The 18,951-nt window shown below is 64.0% G+C and carries 12 protein-coding genes and 1 pseudogene; 3 read left to right on the top strand and 10 right to left on the bottom strand.

Annotated elements, in window-relative coordinates:
- Window positions 1-23: 23 nt before the first annotated feature.
- On the top strand, window positions 24-1,376 hold the full coding sequence (locus KY495_RS23240; protein WP_219881628.1) for an MBL fold metallo-hydrolase: 1,353 nt from the start codon (window positions 24-26) through the stop codon (window positions 1,374-1,376).
- A 527-nt stretch (window positions 1,377-1,903) separates the two neighbouring features.
- Here KY495_RS23240 and KY495_RS24180 read toward each other — a convergent pair.
- From KY495_RS24180 to KY495_RS23250, 3 genes and pseudogenes are all read right to left on the bottom strand, one after another.
- Window positions 1,904-2,074: a hypothetical protein gene (locus KY495_RS24180; RefSeq protein ID WP_229518433.1), complete on the bottom strand. Its 171-nt coding sequence runs from the start codon at window positions 2,072-2,074 to the stop codon at window positions 1,904-1,906.
- A 78-nt stretch (window positions 2,075-2,152) separates the two neighbouring features.
- Window positions 2,153-2,500, bottom strand: a pseudogene (locus KY495_RS24435) (zinc-ribbon domain containing protein); the annotation flags it as partial.
- A 274-nt stretch (window positions 2,501-2,774) separates the two neighbouring features.
- Entirely contained in the window at window positions 2,775-4,865 is a 2,091-nt protein-coding gene (locus KY495_RS23250; RefSeq protein ID WP_219881630.1) for a PAS domain S-box protein, read from the bottom strand.
- Window positions 4,866-4,997: 132 nt separating this feature from the next.
- Between KY495_RS23250 and KY495_RS23255 the strand changes: the two genes are divergently transcribed.
- Together KY495_RS23255 and KY495_RS23260 are read left to right on the top strand one after the other, a co-directional pair.
- Complete coding sequence (locus KY495_RS23255) at window positions 4,998-5,672, top strand: SOS response-associated peptidase (RefSeq protein ID WP_219881631.1); 675 nt, start codon at window positions 4,998-5,000, stop codon at window positions 5,670-5,672.
- Window positions 5,673-5,778: 106 nt separating this feature from the next.
- Window positions 5,779-6,159, top strand: coding sequence for a hypothetical protein (locus KY495_RS23260; RefSeq protein WP_219881632.1), 381 nt, complete (start codon window positions 5,779-5,781; stop codon window positions 6,157-6,159).
- A 165-nt stretch (window positions 6,160-6,324) separates the two neighbouring features.
- Here KY495_RS23260 and KY495_RS23265 read toward each other — a convergent pair whose 3' ends face one another.
- From KY495_RS23265 to KY495_RS23295, 7 genes are all read right to left on the bottom strand, one after another.
- On the bottom strand, window positions 6,325-7,077 hold the full coding sequence (locus tag KY495_RS23265) for a YfaP family protein (protein WP_219881633.1): 753 nt from the start codon (window positions 7,075-7,077) through the stop codon (window positions 6,325-6,327).
- A gap of 18 nt (window positions 7,078-7,095) precedes the next feature.
- Window positions 7,096-8,748 carry a DUF2300 domain-containing protein gene (locus tag KY495_RS23270; RefSeq protein WP_219881634.1) on the bottom strand — a complete coding sequence of 551 codons (1,653 nt, stop codon included), beginning with the start codon at window positions 8,746-8,748 and terminating at the stop codon, window positions 7,096-7,098.
- 35 nt (window positions 8,749-8,783) lie between these two features.
- On the bottom strand, window positions 8,784-13,337 hold the full coding sequence (locus KY495_RS23275) for an alpha-2-macroglobulin (protein WP_219881635.1): 4,554 nt from the start codon (window positions 13,335-13,337) through the stop codon (window positions 8,784-8,786).
- Window positions 13,334-13,984, bottom strand: coding sequence for a DUF1175 family protein (locus KY495_RS23280; protein ID WP_219881636.1), 651 nt, complete (start codon window positions 13,982-13,984; stop codon window positions 13,334-13,336). Before KY495_RS23280 ends, KY495_RS23275 begins: the two co-directional genes overlap by 4 nt.
- Window positions 13,985-13,986: 2 nt before the next feature.
- On the bottom strand, window positions 13,987-15,567 hold the full coding sequence (locus KY495_RS23285) for a DUF2138 family protein (RefSeq protein ID WP_219881637.1): 1,581 nt from the start codon (window positions 15,565-15,567) through the stop codon (window positions 13,987-13,989).
- A gap of 90 nt (window positions 15,568-15,657) precedes the next feature.
- Window positions 15,658-16,041, bottom strand: coding sequence for a hypothetical protein (locus tag KY495_RS23290; RefSeq protein WP_219881638.1), 384 nt, complete (start codon window positions 16,039-16,041; stop codon window positions 15,658-15,660).
- Between the two features lie 69 nt (window positions 16,042-16,110).
- A complete protein-coding gene (locus KY495_RS23295) occupies window positions 16,111-18,939 on the bottom strand; it encodes a pitrilysin family protein (protein ID WP_219881639.1) in 2,829 nt (942 codons plus the stop codon).
- Window positions 18,940-18,951: the final 12 nt, after the last annotated feature.

Consider the following 18,951-nt stretch of genomic DNA (forward strand, 5'->3'; position numbering starts at 1 on the left):
CCTGTCAACCACGGACTGCGACCATGCCCCACGCGCTCACCTTCGTCAACCACGCCAGTTTTTACATTGCCAACACCGCCAGCCTGCTGTTGATCGATCCCTGGGTCGAAGGCGCGGTATTCAACAATGGCTGGAGCCTGCTCGACACGTCCACCTCCAACGAGGCACTGGTGCGCGATATTGCCGCGCTCAATCTCAATACCTTCATCTGGTACTCGCACGAACACCCGGATCACTTTTCGATTTCCTTCATCAAAAAGCTCAAGCAGGCGGCGCCGGGCAAGGTCACGGTCCTGTTCCAGCGCACCAAGGACCAGCGGGTAGCCGGCTTTCTTCGCAAGAATGGCTTCGATGTCATCGAATGCGCAGCCGGCGCGCGCCAGGTGCTCGATCCCGAGCTCTCGATCGCCGTGTTCCCCTATGCCGACGGCGACTCGTGGTGCCTGATCCAGTCAGGCCAGAAAACCATCGTCAACCTCAATGACTGCGCCGTGACCGATGCTGCCGGCTGCCAGGCAATCCGCAAAGCCATTGCACCGCACTCGAAAAAAGTGGATATATTGTTTACCCAGTTTGGCTATGCCAACTGGATCGGCAATCCTTTCGAGCCGGGCCTGCGGCGCCGCGCCGCGGCCGAAAAGCGCAACCGCATCAGCCTGCAGATGGAGATCCTCAAGCCGGCGGTCACAATCCCATTCGCCTCGTTCGTGGCGTTTTCCAGCGTGGAGAACTGCTACCTGAACGACTACCAGAATTCGGCCTACACCATCCGCCAATGGGCCAGCCTGTCGCCGCTGACCGAATCGGTGCGTTTCATGAAGCCGCATGATGTCATCGATGTCGAACAAGCCAGTGCCGGCTCCATGTCGCGCATGAGCCACGCAGCGGTGGAGCACTGGGAACAGCTGGGCAGCCGCACGCGCGCGCCCACCCCGGCCGAAGCACCGGTCGCTCCCGCCGATGTGGCGGCAGCCTTTGCCCGCTACCGCGCCGCCGTCGGCACGAATCTGCCCTGGCTGCCCTGGCTGCTGGAAAAGTGCGGCCTGATCAAGCCACTGCTGCTGCACATGCCGGACCTGGCGCTCACAGTGCGCTGTTCGTACGTGAGCGGCTACACGGAACTGCCGGCGGCCGCTGCCTACGATGTGTCGATGACGTCATCGAGCGTGGTGTTCTTGTTCAGTAATGACTACGGCTTCAACACGACGCACGTGAACGGCCGCTTCCGTACCACCAGCAGCGGCGCCTTGCAGCGGTTCTCGCGCTTTTTCATGCCGCAGAACCTGGGCCGCCAGGGCTATGGCATCCGCCATCCGCTGGCCACCGCCGGCCACCTGGCCGGCAATGTGCTGGGGCGCATGCGCGCAGGCGCCTAGTGTCCTGAGTTATGAATTCGTTGATTGAATGCGGCGGGAATCGCCCCAATACCGCTTCACAAATGCTCGAGTGGCTTCTGACTGAACACAATAAAGTCGGTCGGGTTCATGCGGGATCAGTCGTTGGATTTTTCAAGCCCCCGAGCAATTGAGCAAAGTTGGTCGGGGCAAAGCTGGCGAACAACAAGCTCGCGGGCGCAACAATCAAGTTAGTCGGGATAGACCGCTTTCGCCCCAGGCTGTAACGCTGACGCGTCAAGTCTTCCAAGTGCGGGGCCGTACTCACCTCTGGCTAAATGCTCGAAGAAATCTCTCGCGAATGCTGTGAACGCCTTTGCTGGGCTATAGGGAGTACCGCAGATCATCAATTTCTTTCGCTGGATTTAATTTTGATGCCCGCTTTTGGCCGATCTCTGCCGATTGTACCCGACAACTGGGGTCAGTCACCTCCGCCGCTGTCGCCCCAAAGACGTCCATCTTGCTGCTCAAAAGCGCGCGTTTGGGTATATCTGGCGCGAAGTGAATGATCATGCCTCGCTTTGCGCATGACGTGCCGCCTTGATCGCTTCGGCGAGGCAGGCGATCCCTGGGTACTCCGGAATATCCTTTATTGCCCGATTCTTCACCGAACCAAGATTGCTCAGATTCTTGAGGACGCCATGCGCGAGCAGGTACGTGCCGTCATCAACCAAGAACATCAACTCCTTACGGGTAAGTTCATTTTTTGCAAAGAGGTCGGAGTACCTACGCAATCGACGTTGAACCGCCCTCGACTCACGACGGCAGTCCGGACAATGCACGCAGTCCGCATCCACGAAAAAGCGCAACGTCTCAAACCAATAGCGCTGCTCTGCTGCGAAGAAAATAAACGGACGATGACATGTGCGGCAACTTCTCAGGACATCGACGTAATATTCTCTCGGGTAGATTGAAAAATTTTGCTTATTGGTTTCCGCAATCAGTGCCGTTTCCGGAAATAGCGTATCTCTATGCAGTCGCCAAAAGCCGCGTCGAAGGTCAGTCTCGGAGATCCTCACTCCTGACGGACGTGGTGACGAACCGTAACGGGGGTGCGGCACATATTGTCCTGAGCTTGTGGCTGACTTGGGCGATTTGCGAGACATGTTGTGGATTAGGTGTTAAAGATGCGAACGGCGATTTGCGGAATTTGCCGTGGGACCGCTTCTGGCCCGTTAGCGGTCAGTCGGTATTGCCTAACTCTACACTAGCTTGATCGAGTCGACTAGAAGACCTGGCGCAGGGCGACCACACCCCGACCAAATTTATTATTTACTTACCGACTTCCTGTTTCGACTCACCTCGGCCTTGCTGTCATGTGTTCATCGTCCTGGGGCGATTTTCCCACATTGGTAATTCAACGACTTACCACCCAGGACACTAGCGCACCACCGTCAGGCTGCCGTCACGCTGTGGCCGCTCTTCGGCCAGGCGGGCCAGCAGGCTGCTGACCAGATCGAACTGCACCGGCTTGGTCAGGTGATAATCGAAACCGGCTGCATCGGCCAGGGCGTGGTCGTTCTGCGCACCCCAGCCGGTCAGGGCGAGCAAAATCACGTGCTCCAGGCCGGCGGTGGCGCGGATGCGGCGCGCGGCGTCATAACCGTTCAGGCCCGGCATGCCGATATCGAGGAACACCACATCGGGCGCAAACTCGGCCGCCCGCGCTACCGCGGCCAGGCCATCGTGCGCGACGCTGATGGTGTGGCCGGTAAGTTCCATCATGGTGGCCAGCGTGTCTGCCGCGTCCACATTGTCGTCCGCCAGCAGGATGCGCAAGGGCGCCACGGCACCGGGCACGCTGCGCTCAGGCAGTGCCGGCAGGCTGGCGGGGCCGACCGAAAACAGTGGCAGGCGCACCGTGAAGGTACATCCCTGCCCCGGACCTGCACTGTGGGCCGCAACCGAGCCGCCGTGCATGTCCACCAGCCGCCGCACCAGCGACAGGCCGATTCCCAGGCCACCCTGGGCGCGCTCCAGATTGCGGCCCACCTGCGAAAACATCTCGAATACCGTGACCAGGGCTTCGGCCGGGATGCCCACGCCATTGTCGGTGACGCTGACCACCGCTTCCTGGCCCTCGCGCCATGCCTTGAGCACGATGCGTCCCTGGGCCGGCGTGTACTTGGCCGAGTTATTGAGCAGGTTCGACACCACCTGCGCCACGCGGGTGGCATCCACGTCCACCATCAGCTCTTCATCACTAACTTCCAGCGACAGCGCGTGCTGGCCGCCTTCAATCAGCGGCAGGCTCGTTTCGACGGCTGAAAACAGTACCGCCTTCAAGTCCACCACACTCTTTTTCAGTTCGAGCTTGCCGCCACTGATACGCGCCACATCGAGCAAGTCGTCGATCAGGCGCACCATGTGCGTGACTTGGCGGTCCATCATGTCGCGCACCTTGGCCACCACCGCCGGGTTGTCGGCGCCAAGGCGCATTACGCCAAGGCCACTGCGGATCGGCGCGAGCGGGTTGCGCAGTTCGTGTGCCAGCGTGGCCAAAAATTCGGTCTTGCGCCGGTCCGCTTCCGACAGCCGCGCTTCGGCCAGCTTGCTGTCGCTGATGTCCACCACAATGGCCACCAATCCCTGGTACACCCCATTGCCGTCGCGCACGCTGTTGACATTGCTTTTGGCCCAGATGAGGCTGCCATCCTTGCGCCGATAGCGTTTTTCGATCACAAAGCCGTTGCCGCCGGCCGCTGCCAGCGCCACCGATGCCTGCGTCGCGTCGCGCGAGTCTTCTGCCGTCACTTCCATCACGGTCTTGCCCAGCAGTTCGCCCTCTGTGTAGCCGAGCATGTCGCAATATTTTTTGTTGACCAGAATGAAGCGGCCATCCACGTCTGTCTGCACCACGCCGGTGGCGGCCTGGCGCACGATCTGCTGGAAGCGCTCGCGGCTGTCAAACAGTTCGCGCTCCGTCACCTCTTGCACCGCCAGCAATTTTTGCTGCTCGTGAATCGTCTTGTGCAGTGTGAGCTGGCTCATCACCTGCCCGGCCAGGGTCCTGAGGGCAAACATTTGGGATGGCGTCGCGCCCTGCGGCCGGGCGACCGTATCGAGCACGCACAGCGTTCCCAAAGGCACGCCCTCCGGTGTCTTGAGCAGGACGCCGGCGTAAAAACGCAGTCCCGGTCCGCCCGTGACGAGCGCATTGCAAGCCAGGCGAGGATCTTGCAGGGTGTCCGGAATCACCAGTTCAGATTGTTCCAAGATTGCAATTTTGCAAATGGAATCATCCAGTGGCATCTCGCGCACGCCCAGGCCTTTTTCTGATTTGAACCACTGGCGCCCGTCGGCGATCAGGTTGACGGCAACGATCGGGGCATCAAACAACTGGCTCACCAGCGTTACCACATCGTCATAGGATTGTTCCGGTGTGGTATCGAGGATCTGGTAGCTGGCGAGCACGGCAAGGCGTTCCGCTTCACTCCAGGGCCGCTTTTCAAGTTCATGAGGTGTGGGCATAAATCAGGATGGTTCGTAGGGCAGTCAGGCATCCTACAGGGAAAACCTTGCGCATGGGGGCCGCGCAATATCATTTCGACATTGTCTCGCGCGGCGCGGCAAATCCGCCAGGGAAAACGGTACTATGGCGGCATGTGCGCCAATTACACCCCAAGCAAACGGGAAGCCTTCAGCCATCACTACGGGCTGGACCGCGGCATTTTCGACAACCCGGCCGAAGCCTTTCCCGGCTATCTGGCACCCATTTTGCGCGAGTCGCGCGAGACAGTGGGCCAAGTCGAGTGCCTCAACGCCGTGTTCGGCATGGTGCCGCACTGGGCCGACATGAAACTGGCGCGCCAGACCTATAATGCGCGCACGGAAACTGTCGCCTCCAAGGCGAGCTTTCGCAATGCCTGGAAGCGCAATCAGTTCTGCATCATCCCGGCCGAAAATTTTTACGAGCCCAACTATGAAACGGGCAAGCCCGTGCGCTGGCGCATTGCCCACGCCGAGCAGCGCCCCTTGTCGATTGCCGGCATCTGGGAATGGAAAGCCAACGGCCCGGACGACCTGCCGGTGATCAGTTTCTCCATGCTCACGATTAACGCCGACGGTCACGCCGTCATGAGCCGCTTCCACAAGCCCGGCGACGAAAAGCGCATGCTGGTCTTGCTCGACCCGGAACAGTACCAGCCCTGGCTCGAAGGCGCGCTGGTCAACGATCCCCAGGTCTACCAGCCCTACCCTTCGGAAAGGCTGGTGACGGAGGAGGCGCCCTTGCCACCTCGTACCAAGGCAAAGGGCGTCCAGGCGTCATTGCTTTGATTGCAAGGATGCTGGCGCTTTGTCCTACACAGTTCCCTCCGCTGCGCCTATTCCGCCGACGTTGCCACAGGCCTACTATGTTTCCTCAATCTCATCGAGGCTCATCATGGCACATCAGGACACTTCCATCGGCACCATCAGCGACTCGCCGGTTGACGGCATCCAGGGCAGCAATCCCGGTACTCAGCAGCCGGACGGTGCGCATGTCAATGCCGGCAAGGAAAAGACGCCGGGCAGCGGCGGCAACGCCGGTGTGGGCCAGCCGCCATCCCAATCGCCTGCGGCCGGGCAGAATCATGAAGGCGTCACCCAGCCAGGCGGCGTCACCGGCGCCATGGGCCGCCCAGCGCGCCGCACCCTGCAACCGGGCCAGCTGGACCAGATGGTGCGCGGCAAGTTCAATGGTTCGCTGTCACTGGCAGGGCAAACCATCGGCGTACGCATCGGCTGCGGCGCCATGAGCTTGCAGCAAACCACACGACACTGATTGCAAAACATTAACGCAGGGGCATACCATGATGTGATGGCCCCTCCCTTTTGTCGGCCGTAGTACGGGCACCCGGTGTGCGGGGCAGCCAGGCCTGTCGCATGACGCCGGTCGCTGGACCCGGGCTGCCGGGTCGGCAGGACCAGGAAACGCGCAGCCGCTACCTCACGGATAAACGAAGGATTTAACCAGCGTCAGTTCGCCGGCAGCGCGCATTGGAATGCGGAAGGTCTGCTGCTTTTCCGCCGGTGTGTTTTCGTTGGCGATGATCGTCACCTGGGCAATGGTCAGCACGCCCGTGTCGGCGCCGCTGCCGAAGTAGTTGACATAGACGTGATAGTTGCCCCTGCCAGGCGCCGTGCTGGAAAAAATCTCCGGACCGTAGCCGGTCGTGACATCCACATCGAGCGCGCCGCCGTTGGCCATCACGCGCTCGCCATACCACGAGTGCTGTCCGTCCGGCGCAATCACGTGCAGGTCCAGGTCGGTGCCGGGGCTGTCCCACGACATCACCACGCGCAGGCGGGCCTGGGTCTTGCCGGCGTAGGCATCCACGAACTGCCTGCGTGCGCGGCCCTTGCCATCGGGTGAACGCACCTCCACGCTGTTGGAACCGCGCCCGAACGCATAGGGACGCGCAAAGCCGCCTTTTTCGTCAAGCGCAATTGGCATGGGCACCCCATTGACCACCAGCTTGCCCGGCTTGCCCTTGGGCGCACCGGCAATGCGGCCCAGGATCTGCGCGCTGCCGGCCTGCCCTTCCTGCATGCTGACCGAGGACGCCGGATAGTTGACCGTCTGGGTATACTGCTCGCCTCTGCCGGCCGAATTGCGCCAGCCCGAAGACGGTGTATCGATCGTTACCTGCGCCGTGGCAGGAAGGGCCAACAGCAAAATGGGTATGAGCAGTGTTTTCATTGGTTCTTCAGAAGTACTTCAATACGTGTCAAGCGGGGCGTCCATCAGCCGGCGTGCCAGTTGTTCCACATAGGCTTCATCGTGGCCGCGCGGGTGATTGCGCAGGCCCAGGTGCAGGTATTCGTGGGCCAGGGTGATGCGCTCTTCCCGCGTTCCCAGTCCCCGCACAAAAATGCGGTTGCGCGATTGTTCGGAATACGGCATCCCGGCCGCCAGGCGACAGATCGATGGCGGCTCGGCGGGCCGTTCATAACCCGGCTGGGTGTGCAGCACGCGCTCCCAGCGCGGCAGCTCGCGCGCCAGCCATGATTGCGCGCGCGTCAGACGCACGCATTGTTGGCCCCCACCGGACAGCGTGGTCAGCTCCGCCTGCGGATAGGCGTGGGCCAGGATATCGTCAAAGCGCTTGCCGCCCTGCGCCTGCCGCACTGCCACACTCCACGCCATGGTGTTGCGGGCCGGCGTGTCGGCGTGATAGAACACGTCGACCCCGGACAGCACCAGCTGGTCGGTCCAGTCAGCGATGGCCCGCGCCGCAAGCGTGGCGCGATTCGGACTGACACGCTGGGTGGCGCTGCTGTCGGCTATGCGCTGGCAGCCGTCGGCAAACCGCGCGTTTTGCTGCAGGTAGGTACGGGCAGCAATCGCCAGTGCCTTGGCCGCTTCCGGTTCGCCGGCACCGCCCTCCCTGTCTATCACGCGCGCCACGTATTCATTCAAGCCAAGGTGGCCTGTGAGCTTCGGCCTGCCGCGGCTGTCCTGTTCCAGCAGCAGTTCGCCGTGGCTGACCAGTTTCAGGCTGCTGCCGTTGTCAAACCTGACCACATGCCCGCCATGCAGGATGCCCGGTTTCGCCGGGCTGCCCGCCGCAGACACGCTGCGCAGCGGGTAGCGCGCAAAATAATCGACCATCACGCAGCCGGCGTCGCGCTGCAGCGGCGCGGCCGGCAGCACACTGGCCAGGCGCGGCGCCCAGCGTTGCAGGACAGCCTGGCTGCTGCCTTCGCTGCCGAACCATACGGGGGTGCCGTCGGCCAGCCAGCCGGCGGCCCCGCCCAGCCTCACTTTCGGCCGCACGGGATCATGCCACGAGTAGGTCTTCACGCGCAGGCGGCTGCCGGTCGCACCCACCGTGTTGACGCCGCGCGCGCCAAGTGCCACCCGCAGCAGGGCAGATTCCGCCTCCGCGCGGCTGGCTTGCGGGATGCTGGCGAGAGAGCGCAGCAGGCTGTCAATCGACACCAGCCTGCCAGGGGTGAGCTGGCCCGGATCGGCCAGCCACGCCATGTCGCCAGCCGGCGCGCTGCCCAACCGCTCGGTCCAGTACTGGCGCCATGGGCGCCCGCGCACCTGCAGCCGCGCGGGCGCAAAGAACAGGCCACACGACTGGGCCAGCGCGGCGTCGCGTCCGATGCTGCCCCCGCGCTCGCAGCAATACACTTCCTCCTGCGGCTGCTGGCCGGTGCAGGTGTAGTCGGGCGTTGCCAACTTGCGGTCAATGGCGTGCACATACACGAACAGCTTCCACAAGCTCCCCAGCGGCACCTGGCGCGCGCCGCTGAAAGGCTGCTGCCGAACCTGGCCACCGTCGCGCACCTGCACCGTAGTTACTTGCCCCCTTTCGAGCCAGGCCACGTCCAGCGGCGCGGCGCCCGACAGTTGCGCGTACAAGGATGCGCCAAGGAGGAGCAGACCGTGGCGGATCACTACTCCACCTGCATCCGGCGCTGCGCCTTGCCTTCGCCCTCGAATGCCTTCTGCTCCGGCTGATAGGTGCGGTAGTAACGGGCAGGCGGCATGGTGAAGGTTCCCTTCTGCGCAAAACGCAGCAGGTGGCGCACCTTCAATGGCGCTGCCAGCGGTTCCACCGGCACCGCATAACCGTCGCGGCGCGATTCATGACGGGCGCGTTCGAGCGGGTCCTTTTCGCCGTCGATCTGGATGCCCCAGGTACCTGCCTCCACCGAGCCGCCCGGTGGCAGCGGCACTTCCAGCACGCCGTAGCGGTGGCGCGCGCCGGCTGCGGGCGTCAGTGTGATTTCGTCCATGTACAGGGCATCGGTGCGCAGCGCTTCGCCGTTTTTTACGACAGTGGTTTCGAAGCCGTCCTTGTCGGGCGTGAGCATCAGAATCCGGCGCTCCACTTTCACCGCCAGCTTGTGGGTCTCGGGCGCGCGGCTTTCATACTGCACCACCGCCACCGTGCCGGCAGGTGCCGCTTCGGTCAGCTGCAGCTGTGCCGGAACCGTGGCGCCCTGCCAGGCCCACGAAGCCTGGCCGCTGGCCGTCGTATGCCGGAACCAGGTGCCTGCCGGCGCCACGGAAAGCGCCCTGGACGAAGGGGGGCCGCCCAGCTTCTTCTGCACCCACAGCAGCGCCAGCGTGCGGTCAATGGTCGGCATGTCGGCGCTCAGGGACGCCAGTATCGAGTCAGCCGCGCTTGCAGGCAGGTGACCCGCGAGCATCAGCAGCGACTGGACAAAGGGCGACGGGTTCGCGCCCAGCATGGCGACGGCAGCTGCAGTATGGCCTTGCAAGTCGGGGCTCTGTTCCAGGCCGGCGCCGGCAGATACCACCGACAGGATCAGCGCCGTCAGCGCGCGGCTGGTGGCGTCTTCGCTGCCCATCAGGGCACTGTCGGTGCGCACGAACAGGGCCGGTTTGCCCGCCAGGTTTGCGGCGCGCGCCACGTCTTCGGCCAGGCCGGCGGCCAGGGTCTTGACCGGCAACCCCATCTCCTGCGCCATCCACAGCATGAGCGCGCGGTGCAGCAGCGGCTCCTTGATGCCATCCTTGGTGTACACCGTGAGCAGGTTTTCCCAGTGTTCCGGCGGCAGTGCAATCCCGAGCGAGCGCGCCGCGTGCCAGTCGGCATAGTAGGCGTACGCGGTCATGAAGGCGTTACCCGCAGTCGCATTGCCCCACCAGCCAAAGCGCGCTTCCGGTCCCGCCATCGATACCAGGCGCAGGCGTTCGGACTGCAGGCGTGTCATGAGCCGCTCGCGCAGCACGGCAGGTTCCGGCGCTACCGACTGTGCGGCCAGCGACAGCGGAATGAGGCGGCTGGCCGTGTGCTCCACGCCATGCGAGGGATATTCGATCAGGTCGTCGGCGATGCGGGCGAAGTGGCTCGCTGCACCCTGCGCCAGCGCCAGGCGGATATTGCGGGCGTCGGCGGGCAGCGCCAGCGGCGACACCGCGCCGGTAATGGGTACATTGACAGTACGGGCACTGCTCCACTGCTGCGGTATGCTCTGCACACTGGTGTCGAGCGCGTCCACCAGCTTGCCGTTCTGGCGCACCTCCAGCCGCATGGCCCCGCCGCCCGGGGGCACCGTGAAGTGCACGTAATTGACACCGCGCCGGGCCTTGAGCCTGTGCGGCGTTACCATGCCCCCGCCGGCAAGCGACACTTCAAGATTCTGCTCGCCCGCGGTCTGGTTGAATACGGCCACCGACGCCTGCGGCACGTCGCCGGCACGCAGCCAGCCAGGCGCCGTCCACTTGGCAAAAAACGCCTTGTCTGAACGCAGGTAGCCGCTGCGCTGCCCTACCCGGCCCTGGGCGTCCATGGCGCGGCCGGTGATGCGCCAGCGCGTGAGCGAGTCCGGCATGATGAAGGTGACCCGTGCGCGCCCGTCGGCATCGGTCTTCACGTTCGGCAGCCACAAGGCGGTATCCTTGTCGTCGCGGCGGGGGCGTTCGAGCACCTTGACTGCCCGCTCGTTGTAACTGCTGCGCGCCGGGGCGCCCATGGTACGGCCGGCAGCGAGGTCATAACTGATGAACGAGAGGCTGGCCGTGGTACGCACGTTGTTGCGGCGCGGGTGATAGAAGAAGTCGCCAATATCAGGCGCGATTTCCGGCTGCAGCACGTAGATCATCTCGTCCACCACGCCAAGCGCCACCATGGCCGACACTGGCTGTCCGTCCAGCTGCGCCGTCACGTCGAGCGTCACTTTCTCGCCCGGCTGATAGACTTCCTTGTCGGTCTTGAACTGCAGCGCGATGCGCGGCTCGATGATCTGCAGGCCCGCATTCTGGAACACGAAGTCCCCCTGACGCGTGTACGCCACCGAAAACGTGATATTAGGTCCGTATTCCGCCTTGACGGGAATGCGCACGCGCCACTGGTTGGGTGCCACGCGCACCGGCGCAATCCAGTCGGCACCTCCCTTGAGCAGCGCCACCGACTCGACCCTGTCGCGTTCCAGCGTCAGCAGGGCCTGATCGACCGGATCGGCAAAGGTCAGCAGCGCTTCGGCCGTGTCACCGGCGCGATAGCGTTCCCGGTCCAGCACGATTTCGATGCTGCCGGGCGTACCCTTGAGGCCATCGCCGGTGACCCAGTGGCTGGTCGCTCCCACCAGGTTGCCCTGGGCGTCGCGCAGGCTGAGCTGGTACGAGCCGGGCCTGGCGAAACTGACATCCCATGCCGCCGCATTGGCAGCGAGCGCGCCTTCCGTCTTCGTCTGGTTTTCAAGCTGCACCATCTCCCACTTGACAGGTCTTGCCGTGGCCACGCCATCGGCGACAATCGCAAAGCGCACGGCTTCGCCAGGCTTCGAGAAGCGGCGCGGCGCGGTCACGCGGTACAGGCTTGCCGAGCGTTCTATCATCAGTTCGCGCGTTGACTTGACGCGGTAGGCAGCGCCGTCGGAGGCGAGCACCGTCAGGATGTAGCGCGATGGTTCCTTCGCTTCGGGCAGCTCGAAGTCCGCATTGCCGCTGCCGTCGGTCTTCATGGTCTGGGTCTTGAGTTCGATCGGGAACTGGCCGCCGTACCGCAGCTCGCCCTCCACCACCGTATTCTGCTGCGCGCGCAGGGTAAGCGACAGCGCGGCGTTCTCCACCGGCTTGCCGTCCGGGTAGCGCAGCTCGATGCGGCCCTTGATCTTTTCGCCCGTCTTGAAGTCAGCCTTGCCCGGGACGATGTTCATTTCAAAATGCGGCTTGACGTATTCCGCCACCCGGAACGCAGCGCCGTACTGGGTGTCGCGGTAGTGAAAACGCAGCTCGTATCCCCCTGCGCTTGCCAGCGGCGGCAGCTTGAAGCGCGTATCGGCACCCAGTTCAGGGCTCAGCTGCAGGTTCTGCGTCAGGATCGGCGTGCCTGCGGGGTCCATGACGCTCAAGGTCAGTGGCGCGGCGGCCGCCGGCTGCGACACGCGGGCGCTGACGAATTCGCGCGCCATGAACTTGACCTGCACTTCGTCGCCGGGACGGTACAGTGGACGGTCGGTGACGGCGTAGATCTTGGTGTTGTAGATTTCGCTGTCGTAGTAAAAATTCTCGGACACGAACACGCCGCCGTCGGCGTCTTCACCCATGACATAGGTGTGCTCGGGGCTGCCGCGTTCCAGCGTCAGTACGCCGTTGCCTGCCGTGGTCCCCGACTGCAGCACGCCGCTGCCGTCGGTCCAGCTCACATCCACTTCGGCAACCGCCGCGCCATTGTCGCGGCGCGCGGTCCATACCAGCATCTGGCCGGCAGAGACCTTGGTGATGGCCATCGTGTTGGAGACGAAGACCAGGGTAGTGGCGCGGTGTTCGCCCACGATGGCCTCCACCAGGTACAGTCCCGGGGGCCGTTTGCCGACCGGGATCATGACATTGCCGGCACTGGTCTCGATGAATTCGCTGCTCGAACCTTGCAGCTTGACTTCCTTGGGCGGCGCAATGGCCTTGGCCTGCCACAGTGGGTAGCGAAACTGGTCCACCAGCTCAAAACCCTTGAGCGGCTGGTACTGGCGCTGCGCCCTGAACTCGGCGGGGCGATGGATGGCAGGGCTGGTGGCCAGCGCCGGCTGCGCTTCGGTCACGGCCAGGCGCGCTTCCGAGGAGAACAGGCGGCGAAACGCCAGGCGCGATTTTTTCCACCAGTGATGCCACAGCTGCGACAGGGCGTTGATCAGGCCTTCGCCCTTGTAGTTCGCCGTGACATCGACACGGTGCAGGTTGCGCTGCTTTTTCAAAAATTCCAGCGGCTGCGGCACCTTGTAGACCAGCACGTCCACGCCGCCATACTGCTCAAGGCTGGACCGGGCATAATCGCGGCCCGGCACTTCCATGCGCACCTGCGCCATTTCGGTACTGCCGTAGGCGGTATCGGAGAGCAGGAAGAATGGCGCGCCCTTGAAGGTCTCGTAATTGCTGGCGGCGATGACCGGCGCCACGGCCGGCTCTTCGTCAGCTGCGCGCGACGGGGCCACCGCGCACACCGCGGCCATGACCAGGACAATGGAGAGCAGTCGCTTCATGATAAAAAATTGAGCCGGAAGATGCCGGCGAAGTTGGGATTGTCGACCGCTGGTTGCCACCGCGTGTCCTTCCAGGTTTTGAGGTTGTTGACAGCAACGGAGCGCAGCCCGTTGTCACCGGGGTTGTTCGATCCGGTGTGGTACGCAATGCGCGCCCCCATCCAGACCATGAGATGCTGTTCGTCGCCCTGGTCGTAGAACAGCAGGTCGGCCGGCTGCGCCTGATTGAGGTCGCGGCCAATGAAACGGCTGTTGTTCTGCACCAGGGCGATGGCGGACACGTAATGGCCAATCGCACCGCCGGTCTGCACCCAGCGGTTCCGCAGCGTTTTCTGGGCCGGTGACAGGCCCAGTTCCGGGGGCAGCTGGCGGTCGGCGGCAATGCCGTTGGCGCGCAGCCAGCGTGCGTCATGCACGGTCAGCGCTTCATTGACGGCAAAACGCACCAGGCCGGCGCAGTCGCGATGCTGCCAGCGTGGGGACGGTCCCTGCTCGATCTGCGCGCTGACGATGCGCAGCATCCATGCCTGGAAGGCACGCGACTGCGCCGGATTCAGGCGCGGCGCATCATCGGGCGCTGCGCGCAGCGCATGGGCACGCGGCAGCGCCGCGCAGGCGGCCAGCATCAACAGCGATCGGCGCAGCATGATCAGCGTTCCAGCGCCTGCCACTCCACCGGTTGCCAGCTGGCACCGGAGCGGGGCAGCGATTTGAGCACCAGCCGGTAAGGGGGATATTTTTTGAGCGCCTCCAGGCGCGGCACCAGATGAACGTCGGCCGCGGCGCGCAGCACCGGCTCGCGGCTCGAAGGCAGCGCGTCAAAGGTCTCCTTGCGAATCAGTTCCGACAGCGCAGATGGCGCAATCAGGCCCACGGTGCGGCTGCTGTCGGCCAGGCGGTCTGCAATCGCGGGCGCCTGCTTGCGGCCCACGGCCAGCGCCCTTTCCACCAGCGCCGCGTCTGGCGAAAACAGTACCGTATCACCGGCGATGGCCATGGTGGGCAGCTGGGCGCCAAGCGGGGTGGCGGCAGAGCGCTGCCACAGCGTGGCACCGCCCTTGCCTGCTGTTTTCTTCACGTCGCCGCGCCTGCTGTCGCCCACTGCCGTGTCAAACAGACGGGCCAGCAGCTCGTCGCTGCTGCCCTTTTTGCGGGTGGCGATGACCAGTGGGCTGTACAGGCGCGAGCTGCCATACCAGCACACGGCGGCGGGTCCGGCAAACTGAGTGGCCACGCCTTCGAGCGCGCTGTCGATATTGCCCAGGACCGGCTGCATGGCCGCCCAGTCGGCCGGCAGCGCGAAGCATGCGGCCGGGTTGTGCGGCAGCGCCGGCCACAGCGCGCCGTTGTCGTAGCCGCCAGCTTGCAGTTTGGCGGCGTCCATCAGGGCGCTGGTGCTCCATTGGCCCTTCTTGAAATCAAAGCGCATGGCAGCCAGGCCGCCGAAGAATGGCTGGTAGCCGAATGAAAGGTAATCGGCCTTGACCGCCACGCTGTGGCCATCGACGGCGCCGGGCGCGAGCTGGAACTGGTCGCGAAAGCTCGCGTTCTTCTTCCCTTCCGCCGCCAGCATGTTGATGACTGCGTCCGCATTGTCGCTATTGAGCGTCTTGCCGTCCTCGCCGCCAAACAGCATGCCGGGATGGGACAGGATCACCATGCGCTTGCCGTGGGCGGCGAACAGCATGGTGCGCTGATAGGCATACGCCAGGGCAAACACAGGCACGGCGTCGCCATCGACCCGGATCTCGCCGGCCCGCGTCATCTGGCTGTCCTTGAGGGCGACCTTACCGCCCTCTTCGAGCAGGCGCGTGAAGCTGTTGCGCGACACTGCAATGGCAAAGTGCTTGAGGGTGCCGTCGCCATCGCGCCACAGCGCCACTTCGGCCGGCTCGTCGAGCACCATCTTGATCAGCTGGTCGCCCCAGCCCAGCTGGTGCTCGTAAGCGATGCGGCGCAGGGTGCCGGACAGGCCCAGGCGGTCCTGGTGCTGTTCGTAGTAGAAAACAAAGTCTTCGCGCAGCACGTCGCGCGCCAGCGGGATAGTGAGCAGGTCGCGCGGCAGCGAGGACAGGCTTTTGGTGACAATGAGCGCGTCAGGGGATGCCAGCCGCAGGTTCAGGCCCGTGGTGCGACCCATCCACTTCCAGCCAAATGCGGCATAGCCGACCACGCCGGCCACGCACACGGCGGCGCCGGCAGCGATGATTCCCAACTTTTTCTTGTCCATTCAATCCCACTGCCGCTAGTTGCACAAAGAGCATAATGATAGCCTAAAATATAAAACTATCAATATTTTTATCGAGCAACGCTGATGGAATTAATAGGATTGCACGCGCAGGAAGATACCCAGCGCCAGCAGTGCGCTGATGGCGCCAAACCACAGGTAAGTGTTGCGGTAGCGGCCGCCATTGAGTGCAGCGGCCAGCATGCAGCTGCCCAGGATAAAGACGAGGAAACTGGCGCCACCCACGGCGCCCAGCACAGCGCCAAGATACTTGAGGCGCAAGATCGCGTCCGCACTGAGGCGGGTGGCGAAGGCATCGGTGCCAAAGCCGTAAAAGAACACCAGCACCACCAGCACGCAGGCGCCCGTGAGCAGCGCGCCCAGCAGTACACCGATACTGGTGAGAAAGGTAACCATGGCCGTCTTGCGTTCCACCCGACTGGCCAGGTGCAGGCTCGTGCGCTGTTGCAGACTCATCGCCGGGACGCCCCCTGATTGACTTTATGGCAATGCGCCATTGTACAACCAAAGGGCGGCCGGGTATCGCTAGCGTGCGGCGGGCGTGCCGTCCGGATTGAGGACCATGACCTCGCCCCAGTTCAGCTCACGCACGTTCTTTTCCATCTTGCGCAGATCACCAACGACCAGCCATACCAGTTCGCCGGGGCGCACGAATTTGCTCGACGCCGCGGCCAGCTGGGGCTCGCTGAGCGCGCGCAGGCTGGCCGCGTAGCGCGACCAGTAGTCGTCCGGCAGGCCGAGGGTGAAGGAGGTCAGGGCCGCGTTTTCGAGCGCGCTGATGGTGGAAAAGCGGCCGGCCAGGCGCGCCGTGGTGTAGCGCATCACGCTCTGGTATTCATCGCCGGCCAGGGGACGCTCGCCGGCCACGCCGCGAATCTCCTTTGCCACTTCCAGCATTGCCTCGCGCGTTTTATCGGTCTGCACCGGCGCCACCACCATGAAGGCGCGCTGCCCGCGCATATTGGTCACCATGCCCTGGGTGCCATAGCTCCAGTGCTTGTCCAGACGCAGATTGCGGTTCAGGCGCGAGGTGGCAATGCCGCCAAAATTCTGCATCACGGTCTGGATAGCCAGGTCTTCCGGCTGCCCTGACGCCTCGGTGACATGGGCAGCCACGATGACCGACTGCGGTGCGTTTGGACGGTCCACCAGGTACACGCGCTTGCCGCTGGTGCGCGGGACTTCCGCTACCTGTGGCGGCGTTGCGCTCCCGGCCTGCCAGCGGCCAAAGTTCGCCTCCAGTACCGGCAGTACCTTCTCCAGCGTGGTGTCGCCGGTGACGATGATGGTCGCGTTGCCCGGCTTGAACCAGCTGGCGTGCCACTGCGCGAGGTCGTCGCGCGTAATGGCCGCCACGCTGGCATCGGTACCCAGCGGCGACTTGCCGTACGCATGCGCAGGACCATACAGCAGGGCCGGCATGAGGCGCCGCGCCAGCGCCGTGGGGTTGGCGCGTTCCTGGCCCAGTGCCGCCATCACGCGCTGCTTTTCAATGGCAAACTGGTCGGCGGCGAACGATGGGTTCAAGGCCGCATCGGCCAGCAGTGCGATGGATGGCGCCAGGTTGGCGGCGGTGGCCTGCAGCTGCATGACGGATGTATCGGGGCTGCTGTCGGTGGACAGGCGCGCGCCCAGCGACTCGAGCGCGTCGGACATCTGGAAGACATCGCGGGTGCGGGTCCCCTTGTCCAGCAGGTCCATTGCCAGGGCCGCGACGCCGGCCTTGCCAACCGTGTCGGTGGCCGAGCCGACGTTCAGCGCCAGCGCGACGTTGACGATGGGCGCCGAGTGGCGTTCAAGCAGTACCACTTTCAGGCCGTTCTTGAGCTGGGCACGCTGCATGGCGGGAAAGGCCACGTCGGGCGCCGCGCCCAGCGCCGGCAGGATCTTGCGGTCCAGCGAAGTCTGGACGGCTGCCAGCTTGGCGAACGGCTTGACCGTCATGGTGTAGTGGTTGGCGCGCAGCCATTTGGCAGATGCCGCCTTGACCTGGGCCGGGGTGGCAGCGGCCATGGTCTGCAAATGATCGAGGTAAGCCTCCGGGGTGCCGGCATAGGTCATGCTCTCGGCCAGGATGTCGGCGCGCCCGCCAAAGCCGCCCAGGCGTTCGAGGTTGCGCGCGTGGGTAGCCAGGTTGGACGTCTTGACGCGCTTGAGTTCTTCGGCGGTGGGGCCTTTCTCGATCAGCTCCGCGATCACCGCGTCAATCTCGCGCTCCACCAGCAGCGGGTCCACACCTTCCTTGACAGTGGCGATCACGCGGAAGGTGCTGCCCAGCTCTCCCCGGCCCACGCCGGCGGCCACGCTGGTGGCGAGCTTCTTGTCGTACACCAGGCGGCGGTCAAGGCGCGCGCTGCGCGAGCCGGCCAGGACGTCGGCAAACACGCTCAGATGCTGCACTTCGGGGTCCTTCCAGGCCGGCGCGTGATACACGCGGTAGACGCGCGCCTGCGGGACGGCATCTTCCATCTCGTCGCGGATATTGCTGTCCAGTTTGGGAATCCAGGCGGCCAGGCGCGGCAGCGCGGGGCCGGGCTGGATGCCGCCGAAGTACTTGGTCACCAGTTCCAGCGCACGCTCGGGCGTGATGTCGCCGGCGAGCGAGATGACCGCATTGTTGGGGCCATAGTAGGTGCGGTACCAATCCTTGATATCGTCCAGCGAGGCGGAGTTGAGGTCTTCCATGGTGCCGATGGGCGACCATGAATATGGATGCGAATAGGGGTAGATCTTGGCGCTGATCTCGCTGCCCACACGGCCATAAGGCTGGTTTTCGCCCTGGCGCTTCTCGTTCTGGACCACGCCACGCTCGCGCTCGAGCATCTCCTTGGAGATGTAGTTGGCCAGGTAGCCCATGCGGTCGGACTCGAGGAACAAGGTGCGTTCGAGCGCCGACACGGGAACGTCTTCAAAGAAGTTGGTGCGGTCAGTGTTGGTGGTGCCGTTGCGGTTGTTCGCGCCCAGGTCGTCCATGGCTTCGCGAAAGCCGCGGGGATAGTTTTCCGAACCGTTGAAGAAAAAGTGCTCGAACAGGTGGGCGAAGCCCGTCTTGCCGCGTTTTTCGTTGCGCGAACCGACGTGGTACCAGACGTTGACGCCCACCACCGGCACGCTGTGATCCTCGTGCACGAGCAGCGTCAGGCCATTTGGCAGCACGAACTTCTTGTGTTCGATGGCGTAGGCCTTGCGGTCGAAGTTCGCAGCGGGCGCGGCGAGCGCGCCCGACATCGGCTGCGACGCCACGAAGAGTCCAAAGATAACGGAAGCGAGCAGCGTTTTTTTCATGTATTCACCCGGGTCGATGTTGGCGCGCGCATGCTGCCCGCGCCGGAGCGAATATTCTGCCAGAAGCAAACCTGTTCAAGG

Origin of the sequence: Massilia sp. PAMC28688, from assembly GCF_019443445.1 — a bacterium.
Lineage (GTDB): Bacteria > Pseudomonadota > Gammaproteobacteria > Burkholderiales > Burkholderiaceae_D > Telluria_A.

Coding starts and splice junctions, on each gene's coding strand:
- KY495_RS23280 (WP_219881636.1), bottom strand. CDS start 13,984: ATGCTGCGCCGATCGCTGTTGATGCTGGCCGCCTGCGCGGCGCTGCCG.
- KY495_RS23260 (WP_219881632.1), top strand. CDS start 5,779: ATGGCACATCAGGACACTTCCATCGGCACCATCAGCGACTCGCCGGTT.
- KY495_RS23250 (WP_219881630.1), bottom strand. CDS start 4,865: ATGCCCACACCTCATGAACTTGAAAAGCGGCCCTGGAGTGAAGCGGAA.
- KY495_RS24180 (WP_229518433.1), bottom strand. CDS start 2,074: ATGTTCTTGGTTGATGACGGCACGTACCTGCTCGCGCATGGCGTCCTC.
- KY495_RS23285 (WP_219881637.1), bottom strand. CDS start 15,567: ATGGACAAGAAAAAGTTGGGAATCATCGCTGCCGGCGCCGCCGTGTGC.
- KY495_RS23240 (WP_219881628.1), top strand. CDS start 24: ATGCCCCACGCGCTCACCTTCGTCAACCACGCCAGTTTTTACATTGCC.
- KY495_RS23265 (WP_219881633.1), bottom strand. CDS start 7,077: ATGAAAACACTGCTCATACCCATTTTGCTGTTGGCCCTTCCTGCCACG.
- KY495_RS23290 (WP_219881638.1), bottom strand. CDS start 16,041: ATGAGTCTGCAACAGCGCACGAGCCTGCACCTGGCCAGTCGGGTGGAA.
- KY495_RS23255 (WP_219881631.1), top strand. CDS start 4,998: ATGTGCGCCAATTACACCCCAAGCAAACGGGAAGCCTTCAGCCATCAC.
- KY495_RS23275 (WP_219881635.1), bottom strand. CDS start 13,337: ATGAAGCGACTGCTCTCCATTGTCCTGGTCATGGCCGCGGTGTGCGCG.